We start from the raw sequence: 19102 nt of genomic DNA on the forward strand, positions 1-19102 counted from the left end.
GCTCTGAGAAAAGCCCGGCTTAGGCCGGGCTTTTCTTTGCCTGCGATTTGAGATTGAAGCTTTGAAACCAGGCTGCTACATGGCGGCTATACGCGTCTCGCTGGCTTCCTGCGCATAACCAGCCACGGCGCCGATCACCAGTATCGCAGGGCTCTTCAATTGAAATCTGTAGGCTGCTTCGTTCATTGCCGTGAGATCGCTCCGGCATTCTCGTTGCTCTGGTAACGATGCATTCTCGATCATCGCCACCGGCGTATCCGCCGCCATCCCACCCGCCAACAACTGATCGCGAATCTCGCCCAGCTTCGCCACGCCCATGTAAATCACCAGCGTCGTGCCGCCTTGCGCCAGCGCCTGCCAGTTCAATTGGCTGTCGTCCTGGGTGTGCGCTGTCACCAACGTCACCCCACGTGACACACCGCGCAACGTCAGCGGAATATCGCACTGCGTCGCCCCGGCCAGTCCGGCGGTAATGCCATTGACCAACTCCACTTCAACGCCACGTTCACGCAACCACTGCGCCTCTTCACCGCCACGGCCGAAAATGCATGGATCGCCACCCTTGAGTCGCACCACACACTTGCCGTGACGCGCGTAGCGCAGCATCAGACGATGAATGAACGCCTGTGGTGTCGACCGGCAACCACCGCGTTTACCCACCGCAATGATGCGGGCGCCAGGACAGTGTTCCAGCACCGCGTCGTTGACCAGATCATCGATCAGCACCACATCGGCCTCGCGCAAGGCGCGTACCGCTTTTAGGGTCAGCAATTCGGGATCACCGGGACCTGCACCCACCAGCCAGACTTTTGCGTTCATGGTGTTTTCCTCATCAGATAACGGCGACCGGCTGCACATCGGCAGCCAGCAAACGCTTTATTTCCGGGACGCACGAGCCGCATTGCGTGCCGCAGCCCAAATTGTTTTTCAACCCTTGCAGATCCAGACCCTGGCGAATGCCGGCGCAGACCGTGTTGAGGCTGACGTTGTTGCAGTTGCACAGGGTTTTATCCGCAGCAATTTGCGCCCCGACACTGCCCGGCGGCGCACTCATCGGCGCCAGAAGCCAGCGCCGCAGTTGTTCGTCCGCACGACCTTCCAGCCACAACCCCTGTAGCCAATGCTGGGCAAGGGTTTCACCGGCCAGGCGGATGGCGGTGATACGGCCATTTTCAATACGCACGCGCTTGCCAATGGCCCGGCGCGGATCGTCGTAGGCCAAAACCGGGCCGTCGATCAGCGACAAGCAATGATCGATTTCACCGAGCAATTGCGCATCCGGTGCCTCGCTGTTGGCAGCGCGTATCAGCAATGCCGATCGTTCACGTCCGACAAGGCTGAGACTCACGTAGGAAAATGCCTCGCAAAGCGGTCGTAGCGTCTCGAAATGCCGTTGAACATCACCCTCAATGAGTGCGAAAAGCTGCCACGGCAGATTGACCGGCTCCAGGCGCACACCGCTGTGTTTCAGTTCCGGTTGTTTCGACAGCGGATCGAAGGCCGGCAGGGTCAGGCTGTTCACGCCGCCCTTGAGAAAGCGGTCGCCCCAGTGCATCGGTAGAAACGCTTGTCCTGGACGGACGCTGTCATCACTGCCGACCGCAATAATTACCGCGCCGCGACGACTCTTCAGATTGACCAGATCGCCCGGCTGCAAGCGATGCCGGCGCATTTCGTCCGGATGCAGGCTCAACACCGCTTCGCTGACATGCCCGAACAGTTGCGCCGCCGTGCCGGTGCGGCTCATACCGTGCCATTGATCGCGCAGGCGGCCAGTGATCAATGTCAGGGGAAAGCGTGCATCACGCTGTTCTTTGGCGGCGCGATAAGGGTCGGCTATGAATTGCGCGCGTCCGTTGGCGGTTGGGAAAATTCCGTCTTCGTACAGTCGTGTTGTTCCTTGCCGCGCACCGACAGGGAAGGGCCATTGCTGCGGTCCGATCTCGTCGATCAGCGCGTGACTGATCCCGGACATATCCAGATCGCGGCCATGCGTTAGCCCTTTAAATTCATCGAACAACTGCGCAGGTTGGTTGAACGTAAACAGGCTTGGCTCGGCGGGGCGCAGACGTTTCTCCAGTCGTTGTGCGAAATCTACCGTGATCGCCCAGTCCGGTCGTGCCTCGCCCGGTGGGAGAATGGCTTTGCGCACGTGGGAAATGCGTCGCTCGGAGTTAGTGACTGAACCTTCTTTCTCGCCCCAACTGGCGGCGGGTAGCAGGAGATCTGCGAATGCTGCGGTTTCGGTGGTTCGGAAGGCTTCCTGCAGAACCACAAACGGGCAAGCTTCCAGCGCCGCGCGCACCGCACTCTGATCCGGCATCGATTGCGCAGGGTTGGTGCAGGCAATCCACAACGCCTTGATCTTGCCGCTGCGCACTTGCTCGAACAGTTCGATGGCGCTGAGACCAGTGCTTTCCGGCAGTTGATCCACACCCCAATAAGCCGCAACTTCGGCGCGGTGTTCCGGGTTGGCCGCGTCACGATGACCCGGCAACAGGTTCGACAAACTGCCAGTTTCCCGTCCGCCCATGGCATTTGGCTGACCGGTGAGAGAGAAAGGTCCTGCACCCGGACGGCCAATTTGCCCGGTGGCCAAGTGCAGATTGATCAGCGCGCTGTTCTTCGCGCTGCCGGCTGTGGACTGGTTCAGCCCCATGCACCACAGCGACAGAAAACCTGGCGAAGTGCCCACCCATTCGGCGCACTGCTGCAATTGCTCAACGCTGATGCCGCACAACTGCGAAACCATTTGTGGGGTGTAATCACGCACCAGACTTTTCAGTTCGGCGAGGCCATCGGTGTGCGCCTTGACGAAGTCGCGATCAATCCAGTCTTCCCACAACAACAGATGCAAAATCCCATGGAACAAGGCGACGTCGGTGCCGGGCAGAATCGCCAGATGCAGGTCGGCGAGGTCGCAAGTGTCAGTGCGCCGTGGATCAATGACGATGACTTTCATCTGCGGGCGGCGGGATTTTGCCTCTTCCAGCCGACGGAAAAGTACCGGGTGGGCGTAGGCCATGTTACTGCCGACAATCATCACGCAATCGCTGAGTTCCAGATCCTCATAACTGCAAGGCGGGGCGTCGGCACCAAGGCTGCGCTTGTAGCCGACCACGGCTGAGGACATGCACAGGCGTGAATTGCTATCGATGTTGTTGGTGCCGACCAGCGCCCGCGCCAGTTTGTTGAAGGCGTAGTAGTCCTCGGTCAGCAACTGCCCGGAAATATAGAACGCCACACTGTCCGGGCCATGCTCGGCGATGGTCTCGGCGAACACGTTTGCGGCGTGTTCCAGTGCGGTGTCCCAGTCCGTGCGGCTGCGGGCCAGGCCTTTGCCCAGGCGCAGTTCCGGGTACAGCGCGCGAGCAGCGAGGTCGCCGGTCAGGTGCAGGGTCGAGCCTTTGCTGCACAGTTTGCCGAAGTTGGCCGGATGTGCCGGATCGCCGCTGACGCCGAGGATGCGCTCGCCGTCATGCTCGATCAGCACGCCGCAGCCGACCCCGCAATAACAGCAGGTCGAGGCGGTCGTCTGGCGGTTCATCAGACGGCGTCCCGCAGGGCCAGTTGCACACGACCGTTTTCGACCCGCGCCGGGTGATGGTGCGCGCAACCGATGTCCGGCGCCTGAGCTTCGCCGGATTCGAGGTCGATTTGCCAGTTGTGCAGGGGACAGGCCACGCGTTTGCCGTAGATCAACCCTTGTGACAGTGGTCCGCCCTTGTGTGGGCAGCGGTCGTCGAGGGCGAAAACTTCGTCGTCGCTTGTACGAAAAATCGCGATGTCGCCTTTCGGCCCGGCAATGATCCGCGAGCCGAGGGCATTGATCTCGTCGAGGGCACAGATATCGAGCCAGTTCATGCAGGCACCTCCAGATTTTTCACCGGGATTACGTCGAATTCTTTCTTCAGTTGCGGCTGCGCCAGGCGTTCTTTCCACGGGTCCTGTTCGAATGACAGGGAAAATTGCAGGCGTTCGTTCAGGGTTTTGCGGCGTTCCGGGTCTTCCAGAACAGCCTTCTTGATGTGCTCCATACCGACCCGTTGCAGGTAGTGCACGGTGCGTTCGAGGTAAAAGGCTTCTTCGCGGTAGAGCTGCAGGAAGGCACCGTTGTACTCGCGCACTTCTTCGGCGGTTTTCAGCTTGACGAAGAATTCGGCGACTTCGGTTTTGATCCCGCCGTTACCGCCGATGTACATTTCCCAGCCGGAGTCGACGCCGATAATGCCTACGTCCTTGATCCCCGCTTCCGAGCAGTTGCGTGGGCATCCGGAGACCGCGAGTTTCACTTTGTGCGGCGACCACATGTTGAACAGGTCGTGCTCGAGTTCGATACCCAGTTGTGTCGAATTTTGCGTGCCGAAGCGGCAGAACTCGCTGCCGACGCAGGTTTTCACCGTGCGGATGGATTTGCCGTAGGCGTGGCCGGAGGGCATGTCGAGGTCTTTCCAGACGCCGGGCAAGTCCTGCTTCTTGATGCCGAGCAAGTCGATGCGCTGGCCGCCGGTGACCTTGACCATCGGCACCTGATACTTGTCAGCCACATCGGCAATTCGCCGCAGTTCCGAAGGGTTGGTCACGCCGCCCCACATGCGTGGTACCACCGAATAGGTACCGTCCTTCTGGATGTTGGCGTGCGCACGCTCGTTGATCAGGCGCGATTGCGGGTCGTCCTTGGCTTCGCCGGGCCAGGTGGAAATCAGGTAATAGTTGAGGGCAGGGCGGCAGGTGGCGCAGCCGTTCGGCGTGCGCCAGTTGAGGTAGCTCATGGTGCCGGCGATGGTCAGCAGATGCTGTTCGCGAATCGCTTGGCGAATCTGCCCGTGGTTGAGATCGCTGCATCCGCAGATGGCTTTTTCGCTTTTCGGTTTGACGTCGGCCGCGCCGCCAACGGTGTTGATCAGGATCTGTTCGACCAGCCCGGCACAGGAACCGCACGAGCTGGCAGCCTTGGTGTGTTTCTTCACTTCATCGACGCTGAACAGGCCGTGTTCCTGAATGGCTTTGACGATGGTGCCTTTGCACACGCCGTTGCAGCCGCAGACTTCGGCGGTGTCGGCCATGACCATGGCTTTGTCCTGGCCTTGATGTCCTACGTCGCCTAACGCATTTTCTCCAAACATCAGGTGATCGCGGATCTCGCCGATGGCGTGATTCTCACGAATCTGGCGGAAATACCAACCGCCATCTGCCGTATCGCCGTACAGACAGGCGCCGACCAGCACGTCATCCTTGATCACCAGTTTTTTGTACACGCCGCCAATCGGATCGGAGAGGGTGATCGTCTCGGTGCCTTCGCCGCCCATGAAGTCGCCAGCGGAAAACAGGTCGATCCCGGTGACTTTCAATTTGGTCGACGTCACCGACCCCTGATAACGGGCGAACCCCAGTTGTGCGAGATGGTTGGCGCAGACCTTGGCCTGCTCGAACAATGGCGCGACCAGACCGTAGGCAATGCCGCGATGGCTGGCGCACTCGCCGATCGCGTAGATGCGCGGATCGTAGGTTTGCAGGGTGTCATTGACCAGAATCCCGCGATTGCACGGGATGCCGGCCTTTTCCGCCAATTCGGTGTTAGGGCGAATGCCGGCCGCCATCACCACCAGATCAGCGGGGATGATGTCGCCGTTCTTGAATTGCACCGAGCCGACCCGGCCATTGCCGGCGTCATGCAAGGCCTGGGTCTGTTCGCACAGACGGAAATGCAGACCACGGGATTCGAGGGCGCTTTGCAGCAGTTGGCCGCTGGTTTTGTCCAGTTGCCGTTCCAGCAGCCATTCGCCGATGTGCACCACCGTGACGTGCATGCCGCGAAGCATCAGGCCGTTGGCGGCTTCGAGGCCGAGCAGGCCACCGCCGATGACCACCGCGTGTTTATGGGTTTTGGCGGTGTCGATCATCGCCTGGGTGTCAGCGATGTCGCGGTAACCGATCACGCCGTGCAGGGTGTTGCCGGGGATCGGCAGGATGAATGGCGTCGAACCGGTGGCGATCAGCAGGCGATCGTATTCCGCTTCGCTGCCGTCCTCGGCGATCACCCGGCGTTTGACCCGGTCGATCTGCACTACTTTGCGATTGAGCAGTAACTTGATGTTGTTTTCCAGGTACCAGTCGAGGTCGTTGAGCACGATCTCTTCGAAGGTCTGCTCACCAGCCAGCACCGGCGACAGCAGGATGCGGTTGTAGTTGGTGTGCGGTTCGGCGCCGAAGACGGTGATGTCGTACAGCTCGTTGCTCAGTTTGAGCAGCTCTTCGAGGGTACGAACCCCGGCCATGCCATTGCCGATCATCACCAGTTTGAGTTTTTTCATCAGGTTCTCCGGGGAGCTGCGGCTGGCCTCTTGTGGGCAGTCAGGCCTTGCTCGAGAAATTTTGCGCAAACAAAAAAAGGCGTCCCGCTAGTTGCCTAGCGAGGACGCCTTTGTCCTGGTCCCGTTCTCTCGGGAAGCGCAGCCTTCGTCGTTGAAGGTTGGGCTTTATGTGTATGTTGAATGGGGTAATGCAGTGGTTGTGCCAACTACGAGAAGCGCGGTTTTACTGGGTTTCGTCAGTGCTAATTAAGGTTTTTCTGCACCGTATCGAAGCGGACTGCCCGTTCGTGGAGCGTTCAAACAGGAAGATTTGTGGTGATCAGGCGGGCGCCTTCGCGAGCTTGCTCGCGAATGACGCGATGCGGTTCAACTGTGAAACAACAAAATCAGCAGCAACAGATTCCCCAACAGAGCCACCAACGCCATCGTCCGCCAGACCTTCAAGGGCTCACGCTCCAGTAACGGCCGAGGCCGCACGCTCAAACTCCGCCGCTCGCCCTGTTCCAGCACCAGCAGCCATTCCTCAGCCGTCTCAAACCGTTGTTGCGGATCAGCCGCCACGCCACGCTCCAGACTCTGCGCCAACCATTCCGGCAAATCCGGCCGATAGCGACTGGCATTCACTGGCAGGCCAAAGCGCGGCCGTTGAAACGCTTCAATCTCGCCATAGGGAAAATGCCCGGTCAGCAGGAAATACAGGGTCACGCCGACCGCATACAAATCCTGCTGCGCACTCGGCGGAGCACCTCGAAACGCTTCCGGGGCGATGTAACTTGGGGTCCCGGGCAACATTGACGGCGCGTCTTCGGACAAACCCGGGCAATACGCCAAGCCAAAATCCAGCAGACGCAATTCGCCGTCGTCGCCCATGTGCAGGTTTTCCGGTTTGATGTCCCGGTGCAAGATCTGCCGACGATGCAGCAGCCCTACCGCGCGTAGCAGACGCTCGGCGATGTCTCGCCATTGAGCCAAGGGGAGATGCCCGAGTTGCGCCAGCGTCGTCCCGGAATATTCGCGCATCACGTAGTACAAATGCTGACGCTGTTGGCAGGCATGGACTTCAGGAAAGTGGCGGCCGGCCACGCGTTTCAGGAACCATTCCTCGGACAGCAACGCCTGTCCGGCGTGGGAATCGTCGTTGGAACGCGAGGGCAAGGTTTTCAGCAACCACGTCTGACCTTGTCCGTCGACCGCCCGATACAGCAGTGATTGCTGGCTCTGAGCGACAACATCCAGCACCTGCCAGCCTTCGAACGACTGGCCGGGTTTCAGCGGCGGTGGCAAGGGCCATTGCTGCAAATGAATCAATGCATCGCCGATATTCGCTTCACCCACCGCATCGACGCGCACCAGCAAAGCGCTGGCGTTGTCCTGACTGCCCGCCAGATGTGCCGCGTTAACAAGTGTCTGAGCAGTACTGCTCAGATCCGGCTGATCACGCAGAATTGCCGCAATCGCGGTATCGCCCAATGTCGACCAGACACCGTCACTGAGCAGCACAAAGCTTTCGCCGTCACGCAGTTCGCCGTCGAGAAAATCCAGCACCAGATGCTGATCCAGTCCCAGCGCACGCTTGAGCACATGCTGCATGCCCGGCTGATCCCAAACGTGATCTTCACTGATCCGCTGCAAACTGTCGGCGTGCCAGCGATACACCCGACAATCGCCGACGTGGGCGAGGGTGAAACGCCGACCGCGCATGACCAAAGCACTGACCGTGGTGAGCAACGGTTGACCACCGCCATTGGCCTGCAACCAGCGATTTTGCGCGAGCAGCAGGCGGTCCAGCGCCTGCGCCACGCTCCAGGTTTCTGGCGTGGCGTAGTAGTCGAGCGCCAGGGCCTGCACCGTCGAACGGGCGGCGAGTCCGCCATCGGCGCACTGACTGACGCCGTCGGCGATGGCGAACAGATAACCTTTGCTCGCCGCCAGTGCCGGAGCCGGTGTCACCGAACGCAAGGCGTCCTGATTCTCCGCGCGCGGACCGGTGGCGCTGGCTTCGGCAAAGCTCAGTTGCAGGGCCATCGACGGCTCAGACCCGCGCCGCCGTCACCGCTGCCGAACCCCAGGTGGTTCTCCAGCGACGCTTGACGCCGTGCAGGCCAAACCATGCCAACACGCCGAGACTGGCGAACAACCACAGGGCCAGTTGATAGCTGCCGGTGCTCTGTTTGATCGCGCCCATGCCGGCGGCCAAGGCAAAACCACCGATGCCTCCGGCCATGCCGATCAGTCCGGTCATCACGCCGATCTCCAGACGAAAACGCTGCGGTACCAGTTGGAAAACCGCGCCGTTGCCTGCCCCTAAACCGAGCATAGTGCAGACGAAAAGTGCCAGCGCCGCGTAGGAACTCGGCAAGTTGAAACCGACCGCGGCTATGCATACGGCGGCGACGGTGTACATCGCCAGCAGCGTGCGAATGCCACCGAAGCGATCCGCCAGCGCACCACCCAGCGGCCGCATCAAGCTGCCGCCGAACACGCAGGCAGCGGTGTAGTAACCGGCAGTCACCGGGCTCAAACCGTATTGATCGTTGAAGTAGCCGGGCAGGGCGCTGGCCAGACCGATGAAGCCGCCGAAGGTCACGCTGTAGAAAAACATGAACCACCAGCTGTCACGGTCGCCCAGCGCCTTGAAGTAGTCGGCCATGGCTTTGGCTTTCGGCCGTTGTGGCGCGTTTTTCGCCAGCCAGGCGAACAGCACCAAAGTCAGGATCAGCGGAATCAAAGCGAAACCGAACACATTGCTCCAGCCGAACGCGGCGGCGAGTACCGGCGCGAGCAGCGCGGCGAATACGGTGCCGGAGTTGCCCGCACCGGCAATGCCCATGGCTTTGCCCTGATGCTGCGGTGGATACCATTGCGAGGCCAAGGGCAGGGCGACCGCAAACGATGCGCCGGCCATGCCGAGGAACAGGCCGAGTATCAACGCCTGCTCGTAGCTATGAATGCCGATTTTCCAGGCGCCGAACAGCGCGAAAATCACAATGACCTGACCGATCAGCCCGGCGGTTTTCGGCGACAGCCGATCGGCGAGCATGCCCATGATGAAGCGCAACACGGCGCCAGCAAGGATCGGCGTGGCGACGACCAGGCCACGTTGTTGCGTGGTCAGGTGCAGGTCAGCAGCGATCTGCACCGCCAGCGGGCCGAGCAGATACCAGACCATGAAGCTCAGGTCGAAATAGAGGAAGGCCGCGAACAATGTCGGGGTGTGGCCGGATTTCCAGAAGCTTGAATTCATCGCGCACCTCAGCTGAAAAGAGTCTCGAAAGGAGTCATGCAACAGCAGGTGGAGCGCCGCCACGGCCGCACCACCGGCCCCGGTCTGTGGGGCCAAAACGCAAAAACGCCGCTACCTGATTCGCCGGAGGGGCGAACGGGGTGAGCGACGTCTTTGTCGTGGGTGGGGCAACCGCCGTTGGTTACCTGAGGGGATGCTTAGCGAGATTTGTGCCAACAGCCGGAAAATCAAAAGCCCCTCACCCTAGCCCTCTCCCGGAGGGAGAGGGGACTGACCGAGGTGTCTGGCGCCAGACATCGACTTGGGAAACCGAGTCGATTCCGGATTCACAGCAGAAAGCTACAGGCCGGCGTACTTCGCGAGGGGACTGACCGAGGTGTCTGGCGCCAAACATCGACCTGAGAAACCGAGTCGATTACGGATTCACAGCAGAAAGCTACAGGCCGGCGTACTTCGCGAGGGGACTGACCGAGGTGTCTGGCGCCAAACATCGACCTGAGAAACCGAGTCGATTACGGATTCACAGCAGAAAGCTACAGGCCGGCCTATTTCCCGAGCATCCCCCAATCAGTCCCCTCTCCCTCTGGGAGAGGGCTAGGGTGAGGGGCTTTCAGTGGTTAGAACACCTCAGCCAAGCAACTCACTCATGGCAATAATCTGCTCCGCCACCTGAATCAATTTCTGCTGCCGGCTCATCGCCTGGCGCCGCATCAGGGTGTAAGCCTCTTCCTCATTGCAGTCCTTCATCTTCATCAGCAACCCTTTGGCCAGTTCGATGCGCTTGCGCTCGGCCAACTGCTGATCACGGGCCTGCAACTGCGCGCGCAACGCCTGATCACTCTCGAATCGCGCCATCGCCACATCGAGAATCGGCTGTAAACGCTGTGCGTGAATACCTTCAACGATGTAGGCACTGACCCCGGACTTGATCGCCTGACGCATCACGCCAGGGTCATGCTCGTCGGTAAACATCACGATTGGCCGTGGCTGGTCGCGGCTGACCAGCACAACTTGTTCCATGACATCGCGGCTCGGTGACTCGGTATCGATCAGGATCACGTCCGGGCGCACCGTTTCGACGCGCGCGGGCAGGTCGATGGTCAGACCGGATTCGTCGATGACTTCGAAACCGGCTTCAGTCAGTGCCGCTTTCAGGCGACCGACTTTTTTCGCCGTGTCGTTGATCAACAGAATGCGCAACATGTTCGCGGTCTCCTGTCAGCGGCGGGCGAGAAGGGGAGTGTCGTCGTTCAACGCGTGCAGCTTGAAACTGCGCGCGTAAGCGGCGGGATCGCTGCCGTCCCAGATTTTGCCGTCGAGCAACTGGCTGCAGCGCATGTCGGTGCCCCACGCGGCCACGCCGACTGCGGTGGCGGCGTCGCGATACAGATCGAGCTGCTGAACCTGACGGGCGACGGCCAGGTAATCCGGGTCTTCGCGCAGCAAACCCCAGCGACGGAACTGGGTCATGAACCACATGCCGTCGGACAAGTACGGCAAATTCACTTGGCCATTGCCGTGAAAGCGCAGCGCGTGCGGATCCTGCCAGCGGTTGCCGAGGCCATCGGCATAATCCCCGAGAAAACGCGGTTCGATGCACGCAAGCGGCGCGTCCAGATACTCCGACGCACTGAGCAATTGCGCGGTGCTGCGACGGTTTTCCGGGCTTTCCTCGATAAAGCGGCTGGCTTCAAGAATCGCCATCACCAACGCCCGCGCAGTGTTCGGGTATTGCTCGACAAACTCACGCGTGCAGCCGAGGACTTTTTCCGGGTGATCGGGCCAGATGGTCTGGCTGGTAGCCAAAGTAAAACCGAGATCCTGCTGCACCGCGCTGGCGGCCCAAGGCTCGCCGACGCAAAAACCGTCGATACGCCCGGCCTGCAAGTGCGCGACCATTTGCGGCGGCGGCACCACCACGCTGTCGACGTCCTGCAGCGGATGAATGCCCTGACTCGCCAGCCAGTAATACAGCCACATCGCGTGAGTGCCGGTGGGAAAGGTCTGGGCGAAGGTGAGTTTTGCGCGGCTTTGGTGCACATGCCGATCCAGTGCTTCAGGACTGGTCACGCCGAGTTGCTGCAAGCCGTGGGAGAGGTTGAGGCTCTGGCCATTCTGATTCAGGCCCATCAGCACTGCCATATCGGTCGGGGCAACGCCGCCGATGCCCAGATGCACCGCGTAAATCAGCCCATACAAACTGTGCGCGGCATCGAGTTCGCCGCTGACCAGTTTGTCGCGCAATCCTGCCCAAGAGGTCTGGCGCTTGAGGTTCAGGGTCAATCCGTAAGGCTGAGCAAAGCCTTGCGTGGCCGCGACCACCACCGAGGCGCAATCGCTCAGGGCCATGAAGCCGAGGTTGATCGCGGTTTTTTCCGGGGCATCGCTGCCGTTGACCCAGGCCAGCGGCCCTACCGAAGGTTCATTCATCCAACGCTACCTCGAAAAAAAGCGCCGCCGCAGACTTTGCACAGGCAAAACCCGGGACGACGCCATTGTCCTTGCCCGCACGCCGCCATTGGCCTGCCAGCTGATAACGGTGAAGGTGCAAGGCATATGCCAGCGGCAGTGATTTGCGCGTGCGCCTCGCGCGGCAGGTCGATGCCCGGCTATAATCGCCGCCTCTTTTCGCCGCCCGAGTCATCGCCGCCCATGTACACCCTGGCCCGTCAGCTGTTGTTCAAACTTTCCCCGGAAACCTCCCACGATCTGTCGCTGGATCTGATCGGCGCGGGCGGACGTTTGGGCCTCAATGGCTTGCTGTGCAAAGCGCCAGCGAAAGTGCCGGTGACGGTCATGGGTCTGGAATTCCCTAACCCGGTGGGTCTGGCGGCCGGTCTGGACAAGAACGGCGCGGCCATCGACGGCTTCGCGCAACTGGGTTTCGGTTTTGTCGAAATCGGCACCGTGACCCCGCGTCCACAGCCGGGCAATCCAAAGCCACGGATCTTCCGCCTGCCGGAAGCCGAAGCGATCATCAACCGCATGGGTTTCAACAACCTCGGTGTCGATAACCTTTTGGCGCGCGTTGCCGCCGCTAAGTACAAAGGCGTGCTGGGCATCAACATCGGCAAGAACTTCGATACGCCGGTCGAGCGCGCGGTCGACGATTACCTGATCTGCCTCGACAAGGTTTACGCCCACGCCAGCTATGTGACGGTCAACGTCAGCTCGCCAAACACCCCGGGCCTGCGCAGCCTGCAGTTCGGCGACTCGCTCAAGCAACTGCTCGCGGATCTGGCTACTCGCCGCGCCGAACTGGCCCTGCGTCATGGCAAACATGTGCCGCTGGCGATCAAGATCGCACCGGACATGACCGATGAAGAAACCGCGCAGGTGGCTCAGGCGCTGATCGAAACCGGCATGGACGCGGTGATCGCGACCAACACCACGCTCAGTCGTGTCGGCGTTGAAGGCATGGAGCATGGCGACGAGGCTGGCGGTTTGTCCGGCGCGCCGGTGCGGGAGAAGAGCACCCATACCGTGAAGGTGCTGGCGGGTGAGCTGGCTGGGCGGTTGCCGATCATTGCAGCGGGTGGCATCACTGAAGGCAAGCATGCGGCCGAGAAGATTCTGGCCGGTGCGAGCCTGGTGCAGATCTATTCCGGCTTCATCTATAAAGGCCCGGCGCTGATCCGTGAATCGGTAGACGCGATCGCCGCCCTGCGCTGATCCATAGACACCACTGTTCCCTTGTAGGAGTGAGCCTGCTCGCGATAGCTTTCTTTCGGTCACTTCATCAGCGACTGACAGACCGCTATCGCGAGCAGGCTCACTCCTACAGGTTATGCGCTCGGCACAAAAATCCATGCAATAAAAAGGGCTCCTCGAAGGAGCCCCTGGGCCGTAGCCCGCCGTCCGGGAAGGACGTGCATGGTAAGTCGTTACAAATTCAGATTGTCGTGTCGGAATTAATGCCCTGTGTCAGCCGACGGCGTGAAGTTCGTTGAGTCTGTGGATTCCCGCAGTGCCGGTCATACCGTCCCAGTTGTCGCCGCGTCCTTCTCGCCAGCCGTTAATCCAGGCTTGACGTACCGACGGTAGAGTAAATGGGCAAAGCTCACGGGATTTGCCACCAACGCCATATTGATATCCGCGCAAAAATGCTCTTTCCAACGGATCACGCTTAAGTCTTCTCATAGGGTGTTTCCCTCACTTGTTGACTGTTTTGTGTCGCGTTGACCTCAACTGAGGTCTGGCAGAAGAAACCTGCCATGGTGCGGCTCGCTGCCGGCGTGGCGAGCCAAGGTGTTGACGCCGTTGCGACGTCAACCTGTGTTCAGTTCTAACCAATGAGTCACACCGAGGGAATGATCGTTTTGTCATAAGGACGTAACGAAATTAGTGCTACAGCCATAAGTAACGACGGGTTTCATGCACGGTTTTTCAGCAAACCCCGGTATGATCGGCCCCGCGCTGCATGATGGGGTTAATTCTTTAGTGAGAATGACCCACGTTTGCGCTGGGGTATAAAGCGACGAAGGGTCGCTTCAAGACTTTTTGTTTCATCAACTTTTTTATCTGTTCCGGCATCTAAGCTCTTTTAACCCGAGCAGCGGAGATGGAACGGCACACCTTCGTGCCACGCGGGCGTTCTTTTAGAAAAGCGCCTGATTGAAAACCGGATCGGCAATGCGTTGCCGATTCACTAGCCAAAGGCTCTGGAAATACCATGTCCGACCGTTTCGAACTCTTCCTCACTTGCCCTAAAGGCCTTGAAGGCCTGCTCATCGAGGAAGCCGTCGGGCTTGGCCTTGAAGAAGCGCGCGAGCACACTTCCGCCGTGCGTGGCATGGCGACCATGGAAACCGCTTATCGCCTGTGCCTCTGGTCGCGTCTGGCCAACCGTGTGCTGCTGGTGCTCAAGCGCTTCCCGATGAAAGACGCTGAAGACCTGTACCACGGCGTGCTCGACATCGACTGGCAGGATCACATGCTCAGCGACGGCACCCTGGCCGTTGAATTCAGTGGCCACGGTTCTGGCATCGACAACACCCACTTCGGCGCCTTGAAAGTCAAAGACGCCATCGTCGACAAACTGCGCACGCCGCAGGGCGACCGTCCGTCGATCGACAAACTCAACCCGGATCTGCGCATTCACCTGCGTCTGGATCGCGGCGAAGCGATTCTCTCCCTCGACCTCTCCGGCCATAGCCTGCACCAGCGCGGTTATCGCTTGCAGCAAGGCGCAGCGCCGCTGAAAGAAAACCTCGCGGCGGCGATTCTGATCCGTTCCGGCTGGCCACGTATTGCCGCTGAAGGCGGCGCGCTGGCTGACCCGATGTGCGGTGTTGGTACGTTCCTCGTCGAAGCAGCGATGATCGCCGCCGATATGGCGCCGAACCTGCGTCGTGAGCAGTGGGGCTTCACTGCCTGGCTCGGTCATGTTCCGGCGTTGTGGAAAAAACTCCACGAAGAAGCCGTTGAACGCGCCGCTGCCGGTCTGGCCAGGCCACCGCTGTGGATTCGCGGTTACGAAGCCGACCCACGGCTGATTCAGCCGGGCCGCAACAACGTTGAACGTGCCGGCCTGAGCGAGTGGATCAAGATCTACCAGGGCGAAGTCGCGACCTTCGAGCCGCGCCCGGATCAGAACCAGAAAGGTCTGGTCATCTGCAACCCGCCGTACGGTGAGCGTCTCGGCGATGAAGCCAGCCTGCTGTATCTCTACCAGAACCTCGGCGAGCGCCTGCGTCAGGCCTGCCTGAACTGGGAAGCGGCGGTGTTCACCGGCGCGCCGGATCTGGGCAAGCGCATGGGCATCCGCAGCCACAAACAGTATTCGTTCTGGAACGGCGCGTTGCCGTGCAAACTGCTGTTGATCAAGGTGCTGCCGGATCAGTTCGTCACTGGCGAGCGGCGTACGCCGGAACAGCGTCAGGCCGAGCGCGAGCAAGCGGCTTACGATCAAACCCCGGACGAGCCGCAAGAGCGCAAGTTCAACAAGAACGGCAACCCGATCAAGCCGACGCCAGCCCCGGCACCGGTGATCGAGCAACCGCGCTTGAGCGAAGGCGGGCAGATGTTTGCCAACCGTCTGCAAAAGAACCTCAAGGCCATGGGCAAGTGGGTCAAGCGCGAAGGCATCGATTGCTACCGTGTCTACGATGCCGACATGCCTGAGTACGCGATGGCGATCGATCTGTATCACGACTGGGTGCACGTCCAGGAATACGCCGCACCGAAGTCGATCGACCCGGAAAAAGCCTCGGCGCGCATGTTTGACGCCCTGGCGGCGATTCCGCAGGCCTTGAACGTCGATAAGAGCCGCGTGGTGGTCAAACGCCGCGAGCGCCAGAGCGGCACCAAGCAGTACGAGCGTCAGGCTGCGCAAGGCAAGTTCAATGAAGTCAGCGAGGGTGGCGTGAAGTTGCTGGTCAACCTCACCGACTACCTCGACACCGGTCTGTTCCTCGATCACCGTCCGATGCGCATGCGCATTCAGAAAGAGGCCGCCGGCAAGCGCTTCCTCAATCTGTTCTGCTACACCGCGACCGCCAGCGTGCACGCGGCCAAGGGCGGCGCGCGCAGCACCACCAGCGTCGACCTGTCGAAGACCTACCTTGATTGGGCACGCCGCAACCTGTCGCTGAACGGCTACTCGGACAAGAACCGTCTGGAGCAGGGCGATGTGATGGCGTGGCTGGAAAGCAGCCGTGACGAGTACGACCTGATCTTCATCGATCCGCCGACGTTCTCCAACTCCAAGCGCATGGAAGGCATCTTCGACGTGCAGCGTGATCAGGTGCAGTTGATTGACCTGGCCATGGCGCGTCTGGCGCCGGGTGGTGTGCTGTATTTCTCCAACAACTTCCGCAAGTTCCAGTTGGAAGAAAACCTCGCCGAGCGTTATGCGGTCGAGGAAATCAGCGCGCAAACCATCGATCCGGATTTTGCCCGCAACACCAAGATTCACCGCGCCTGGAAAATCACGGCTCGTTGACGCTTGGCGGAATTGGATCCACAGAGCCTTGATTTTTAAAGGCTCCGTGGATCTGCCCGCGCTAGCTAAATTAGTGGCTAATAGCTATAACTCACACACGGTCAATGGGGTTTTCCCGTAAATGCTGGCGTAGTGTGAGTTGTCTTTATGTCGTTGCACCCCGTGCGCCCAAAGATTCTGGGTTTTATCAGCGAAGACGTCTCGGCCTGGCTGGTCGCGATGCTGTTATTGCTCGCCGGCGGGATTCTCACGGGGCTGCTCGCCTGGGCTACCCTCAATCAGTATCAGCAACAAACCCGTCAGCGGTTTCAACTGCTGGCCAACGAACGTTACAGCCGCATCGAAGAACGCTTTCAGGATCAGGAGCAACGCCTCGATGGGCTGCGCCGTTTCTTCGCCAACTCTGAATCGGTGTCCCGCGCCGAATTCGACGGTTACACCCAACCCTTATTAATGCGTACCCAGGCCTACTCGTTTGCCCTCAAGGTCGATGGAGCCGAGCGCGCGGCGTTTGAACAGCGGGTGCGTGATGAAGGCCTGAGTAACTTCACCCTGCGTGAATTGAATGCCCAAGGCGAGCTGCAACTGGCTGGCGTGCGCGATGCCTACGTGCCGGTGCTCTACAGCCAGACGCAGAGTCGGCTCGGCTCACCGTTGGGTTATGACCTGCTCGCGCAACCTTTGCGTCGCGACACCCTGCAACGTGCTGACAAGCTCGGAGGTCTGGCGGTATCGCAACCCATGCATCTGGTCAGCATTGAGCCGTCCTACGCGCGCGGCGTGTTGCTGGTGGCACCGGTGAGCCGCAACGGCGAGCACCAGTCATTTGGCTACGTGATGGCGGTGATCAGCATGCGCCAGCTGCTGGCCGATGGTTTGCCGGATGCCTTCCATGACTATCTGTCGGTGCGCATTCTCGACATGTCGACCAATGATCAGCACGAGGTGTTGTTCGAGTCGACCAATGAACCGGCGCCGAGCGACCTGACCGCCACGCGCCTGGTGCGCATGGCCGATCACGATTATCAGGTCGATATCCTGCCGAGCGAGGCGTTCGTCCAGGCCAATCATTCGTCGGTCGCCAGCGTGATCATTCTGGGCAGCTTGCTCAGTTTGCTACTCAGCGCCTTGCTCTACGTGCTGGTCAGCCAGCGTCAGCGCGCTTTGCGCATGGTCGAGTTGCGCACGCAGGAGCTGCACGCCAGTGAGCAGGAGCTGCGCGGTACCCACGGGCAGTTGCGCGGCGTGCTGAATGCGGCGACGCAAGTGGCGATCATCGCCACCGACTTGCGCGGGGTGATCAACACTTTCAACCCCGGCGCCGAACAAATGCTCGGTTACAGCAGCGCCGAGGTGGTCGGGCACATGACCCTGGAAAACCTGCACCTGCCCCGCGAGCTGACGGCCCGTGCTGCCGAATTGAGTGCGCGCTACGGTAAAAGCATCCCGACCTGCCACGCGATGCTGGTCGAGGGCGGCGAAGTCGGCGGCCACGAGGCGCGCGAGTGGACGCTGGTGCGCAGCGATGGCAGCCATATTCCGGTGAACATGCTGGCCACCCCGGTACTGGATGAGCAGGGGTTGTGGGTCGGGCATCTGGCGATCTGCATCGACATCACCGAGCGCAAGCGCGTGCACGAGGTGCTGGCGGCGCGGGACGTGTTGCTGAAGAAGCTCAGCGCGCATGTGCCCGGCGGCATTTATCAATTCAAGATGGAATTCGACGGACGCTTCAGTGTGATCTACGCCAGTGACGGTATCCGCGAGATCTACGAGCTGGAGCCGGACGTGTTGCTGTTCAACGCCGAGGCGATCTTCACGCGCATTCATCCACAGGACGTTACCCGCGTGCGCTCTTCCATTCGCGCCTCGGCCGACAGCCTCAGCCCGTGGCGCGAGGAATACCGCGTGCAACTGCCCGAACGCGGTTTACGCTGGGTACGCGGCGAGGCGACGCCGGAGGAACTGCCGGGCGGCGGTGTACTGTGGCATGGCTATATCTCGGACATTTCCGACCTGAAACGCGTGGAAGAAGAACTGCGCGCGCTGTCGGTGACCGATTCGCTGACCGGCATTCATAACCGTCGCTATTTTCAGGAACGCCTGACCACGGAAATGGCCCGGGTTGAGCGTGGCGGCGGCGAGCTGTCGGTGATCATGCTCGACATTGATCATTTCAAACGCATCAACGACCAGTACGGGCATGCCGTGGGCGACCGGGTGCTGCAAGCGGTGTGCGAACGCATCGGCCATCGTTTGCGGCGCACCGATGTGTTCTGTCGGTTGGGCGGTGAGGAGTTCATGGTGCTGTGCCCGGACATCGACGGCGAGCACGCGTACATGCTGGCGGTTGAGCTGTGGCAGGGTTTGCGTGGTGCGCCGGTGGATGTGGTCGGCGTGGTCACGGCGAGTTTCGGTATTGCCAGTTGGCGGCCGGGGGAGGGCGCGGATGCGCTGTTGTTGCGGGCGGACTCGGGTGTGTATATGGCGAAGCAGCGCGGGCGCGATCGCGTCGAACAGATGAGCTAGACCGCGACGCGGTTCCCTTGTAGGAGTGAGCCTGCTCGCGATTGTGGTCTGTCAGTCACACATGATGTATCT

The 19102-nt window shown here is 60.4% G+C and carries 12 protein-coding genes; 3 read left to right on the forward strand and 9 right to left on the reverse strand.

All coding sequences use genetic code 11. The features are described 5' to 3' along the window. Positions 1-75 precede the first annotated feature (75 nt). The 8 genes from cobA to U6037_RS09105 all read right to left on the reverse strand — a co-directional run bounded on the left by cobA (position 76) and on the right by U6037_RS09105 (position 11988). Positions 76-819, reverse strand: coding sequence for a uroporphyrinogen-III C-methyltransferase (gene cobA / locus U6037_RS09070; protein ID WP_322846482.1), 744 nt, complete (start codon positions 817-819; stop codon positions 76-78). A 13-nt stretch (positions 820-832) separates the two neighbouring features. Then, on the reverse strand, positions 833-3547 hold the full coding sequence (locus U6037_RS09075) for a molybdopterin-dependent oxidoreductase (protein WP_322846483.1): 2715 nt from the start codon (positions 3545-3547) through the stop codon (positions 833-835). Beyond that, the gene (gene nirD / locus U6037_RS09080) at positions 3547-3864 is read right to left on the reverse strand and encodes a nitrite reductase small subunit NirD (RefSeq protein ID WP_034152866.1); all 318 of its coding nucleotides are present in this window, start codon (positions 3862-3864) and stop codon (positions 3547-3549) included. Before nirD ends, U6037_RS09075 begins: the two co-directional genes overlap by 1 nt. Then, the gene (gene nirB / locus U6037_RS09085; protein ID WP_322846484.1) at positions 3861-6314 is read right to left on the reverse strand and encodes a nitrite reductase large subunit NirB; all 2454 of its coding nucleotides are present in this window, start codon (positions 6312-6314) and stop codon (positions 3861-3863) included. The genes nirD and nirB overlap by 4 nt, the downstream gene beginning before the upstream one ends. Positions 6315-6680: 366 nt before the next feature. Next, a complete protein-coding gene (locus tag U6037_RS09090) occupies positions 6681-8339 on the reverse strand; it encodes a bifunctional protein-serine/threonine kinase/phosphatase (protein ID WP_322846485.1) in 1659 nt (552 codons plus the stop codon). A gap of 7 nt (positions 8340-8346) precedes the next feature. After that, the gene (locus tag U6037_RS09095; protein ID WP_322846486.1) at positions 8347-9558 is read right to left on the reverse strand and encodes a nitrate/nitrite transporter; all 1212 of its coding nucleotides are present in this window, start codon (positions 9556-9558) and stop codon (positions 8347-8349) included. 627 nt (positions 9559-10185) lie between these two features. Beyond that, a complete protein-coding gene (locus U6037_RS09100; RefSeq protein WP_007916390.1) occupies positions 10186-10761 on the reverse strand; it encodes an ANTAR domain-containing response regulator in 576 nt (191 codons plus the stop codon). Between the two features lie 15 nt (positions 10762-10776). Then, on the reverse strand, positions 10777-11988 hold the full coding sequence (locus U6037_RS09105) for a CmpA/NrtA family ABC transporter substrate-binding protein (RefSeq protein WP_322846487.1): 1212 nt from the start codon (positions 11986-11988) through the stop codon (positions 10777-10779). Positions 11989-12210: 222 nt separating this feature from the next. On the opposite strand from U6037_RS09105, the gene U6037_RS09110 reads away from it, so the two are divergent. Continuing rightward, entirely contained in the window at positions 12211-13230 is a 1020-nt protein-coding gene (locus U6037_RS09110) for a quinone-dependent dihydroorotate dehydrogenase (protein WP_322846488.1), read from the forward strand. 252 nt (positions 13231-13482) lie between these two features. Here U6037_RS09110 and rmf read toward each other — a convergent pair whose 3' ends face one another. Further along, positions 13483-13698: a ribosome modulation factor gene (gene rmf / locus U6037_RS09115; protein WP_003223300.1), complete on the reverse strand. Its 216-nt coding sequence runs from the start codon at positions 13696-13698 to the stop codon at positions 13483-13485. A 532-nt stretch (positions 13699-14230) separates the two neighbouring features. On the opposite strand from rmf, the gene rlmKL reads away from it, so the two are divergent. Further along, positions 14231-16501: a bifunctional 23S rRNA (guanine(2069)-N(7))-methyltransferase RlmK/23S rRNA (guanine(2445)-N(2))-methyltransferase RlmL gene (gene rlmKL / locus U6037_RS09120; RefSeq protein ID WP_322846489.1), complete on the forward strand. Its 2271-nt coding sequence runs from the start codon at positions 14231-14233 to the stop codon at positions 16499-16501. A 147-nt stretch (positions 16502-16648) separates the two neighbouring features. Then, positions 16649-19030, forward strand: coding sequence for a diguanylate cyclase (locus U6037_RS09125; protein WP_322846490.1), 2382 nt, complete (start codon positions 16649-16651; stop codon positions 19028-19030). The last annotated feature ends 72 nt before the right edge of the window (positions 19031-19102 follow it).

The organism is Pseudomonas sp. B33.4, assembly GCF_034555375.1.
Classification (GTDB): Bacteria; Pseudomonadota; Gammaproteobacteria; order Pseudomonadales; family Pseudomonadaceae; genus Aquipseudomonas.

What these genes read in the sequence shown, in the direction of transcription:
- cobA (WP_322846482.1), bottom strand. Translation starts at nt 819, where the DNA reads ATGAACGCAAAAGTCTGGCTGGTGGGTGCAGGTCCCGGTGATCCCGAA.
- U6037_RS09075 (WP_322846483.1), bottom strand. Translation starts at nt 3,547, where the DNA reads ATGAACCGCCAGACGACCGCCTCGACCTGCTGTTATTGCGGGGTCGGC.
- nirD (WP_034152866.1), bottom strand. Translation starts at nt 3,864, where the DNA reads ATGAACTGGCTCGATATCTGTGCCCTCGACGAGATCAATGCCCTCGGC.
- nirB (WP_322846484.1), bottom strand. Translation starts at nt 6,314, where the DNA reads ATGAAAAAACTCAAACTGGTGATGATCGGCAATGGCATGGCCGGGGTT.
- U6037_RS09090 (WP_322846485.1), bottom strand. Translation starts at nt 8,339, where the DNA reads ATGGCCCTGCAACTGAGCTTTGCCGAAGCCAGCGCCACCGGTCCGCGC.
- U6037_RS09095 (WP_322846486.1), bottom strand. Translation starts at nt 9,558, where the DNA reads ATGAATTCAAGCTTCTGGAAATCCGGCCACACCCCGACATTGTTCGCG.
- U6037_RS09100 (WP_007916390.1), bottom strand. Translation starts at nt 10,761, where the DNA reads ATGTTGCGCATTCTGTTGATCAACGACACGGCGAAAAAAGTCGGTCGC.
- U6037_RS09105 (WP_322846487.1), bottom strand. Translation starts at nt 11,988, where the DNA reads ATGAATGAACCTTCGGTAGGGCCGCTGGCCTGGGTCAACGGCAGCGAT.
- U6037_RS09110 (WP_322846488.1), top strand. Translation starts at nt 12,211, where the DNA reads ATGTACACCCTGGCCCGTCAGCTGTTGTTCAAACTTTCCCCGGAAACC.
- rmf (WP_003223300.1), bottom strand. Translation starts at nt 13,698, where the DNA reads ATGAGAAGACTTAAGCGTGATCCGTTGGAAAGAGCATTTTTGCGCGGA.
- rlmKL (WP_322846489.1), top strand. Translation starts at nt 14,231, where the DNA reads ATGTCCGACCGTTTCGAACTCTTCCTCACTTGCCCTAAAGGCCTTGAA.
- U6037_RS09125 (WP_322846490.1), top strand. Translation starts at nt 16,649, where the DNA reads ATGTCGTTGCACCCCGTGCGCCCAAAGATTCTGGGTTTTATCAGCGAA.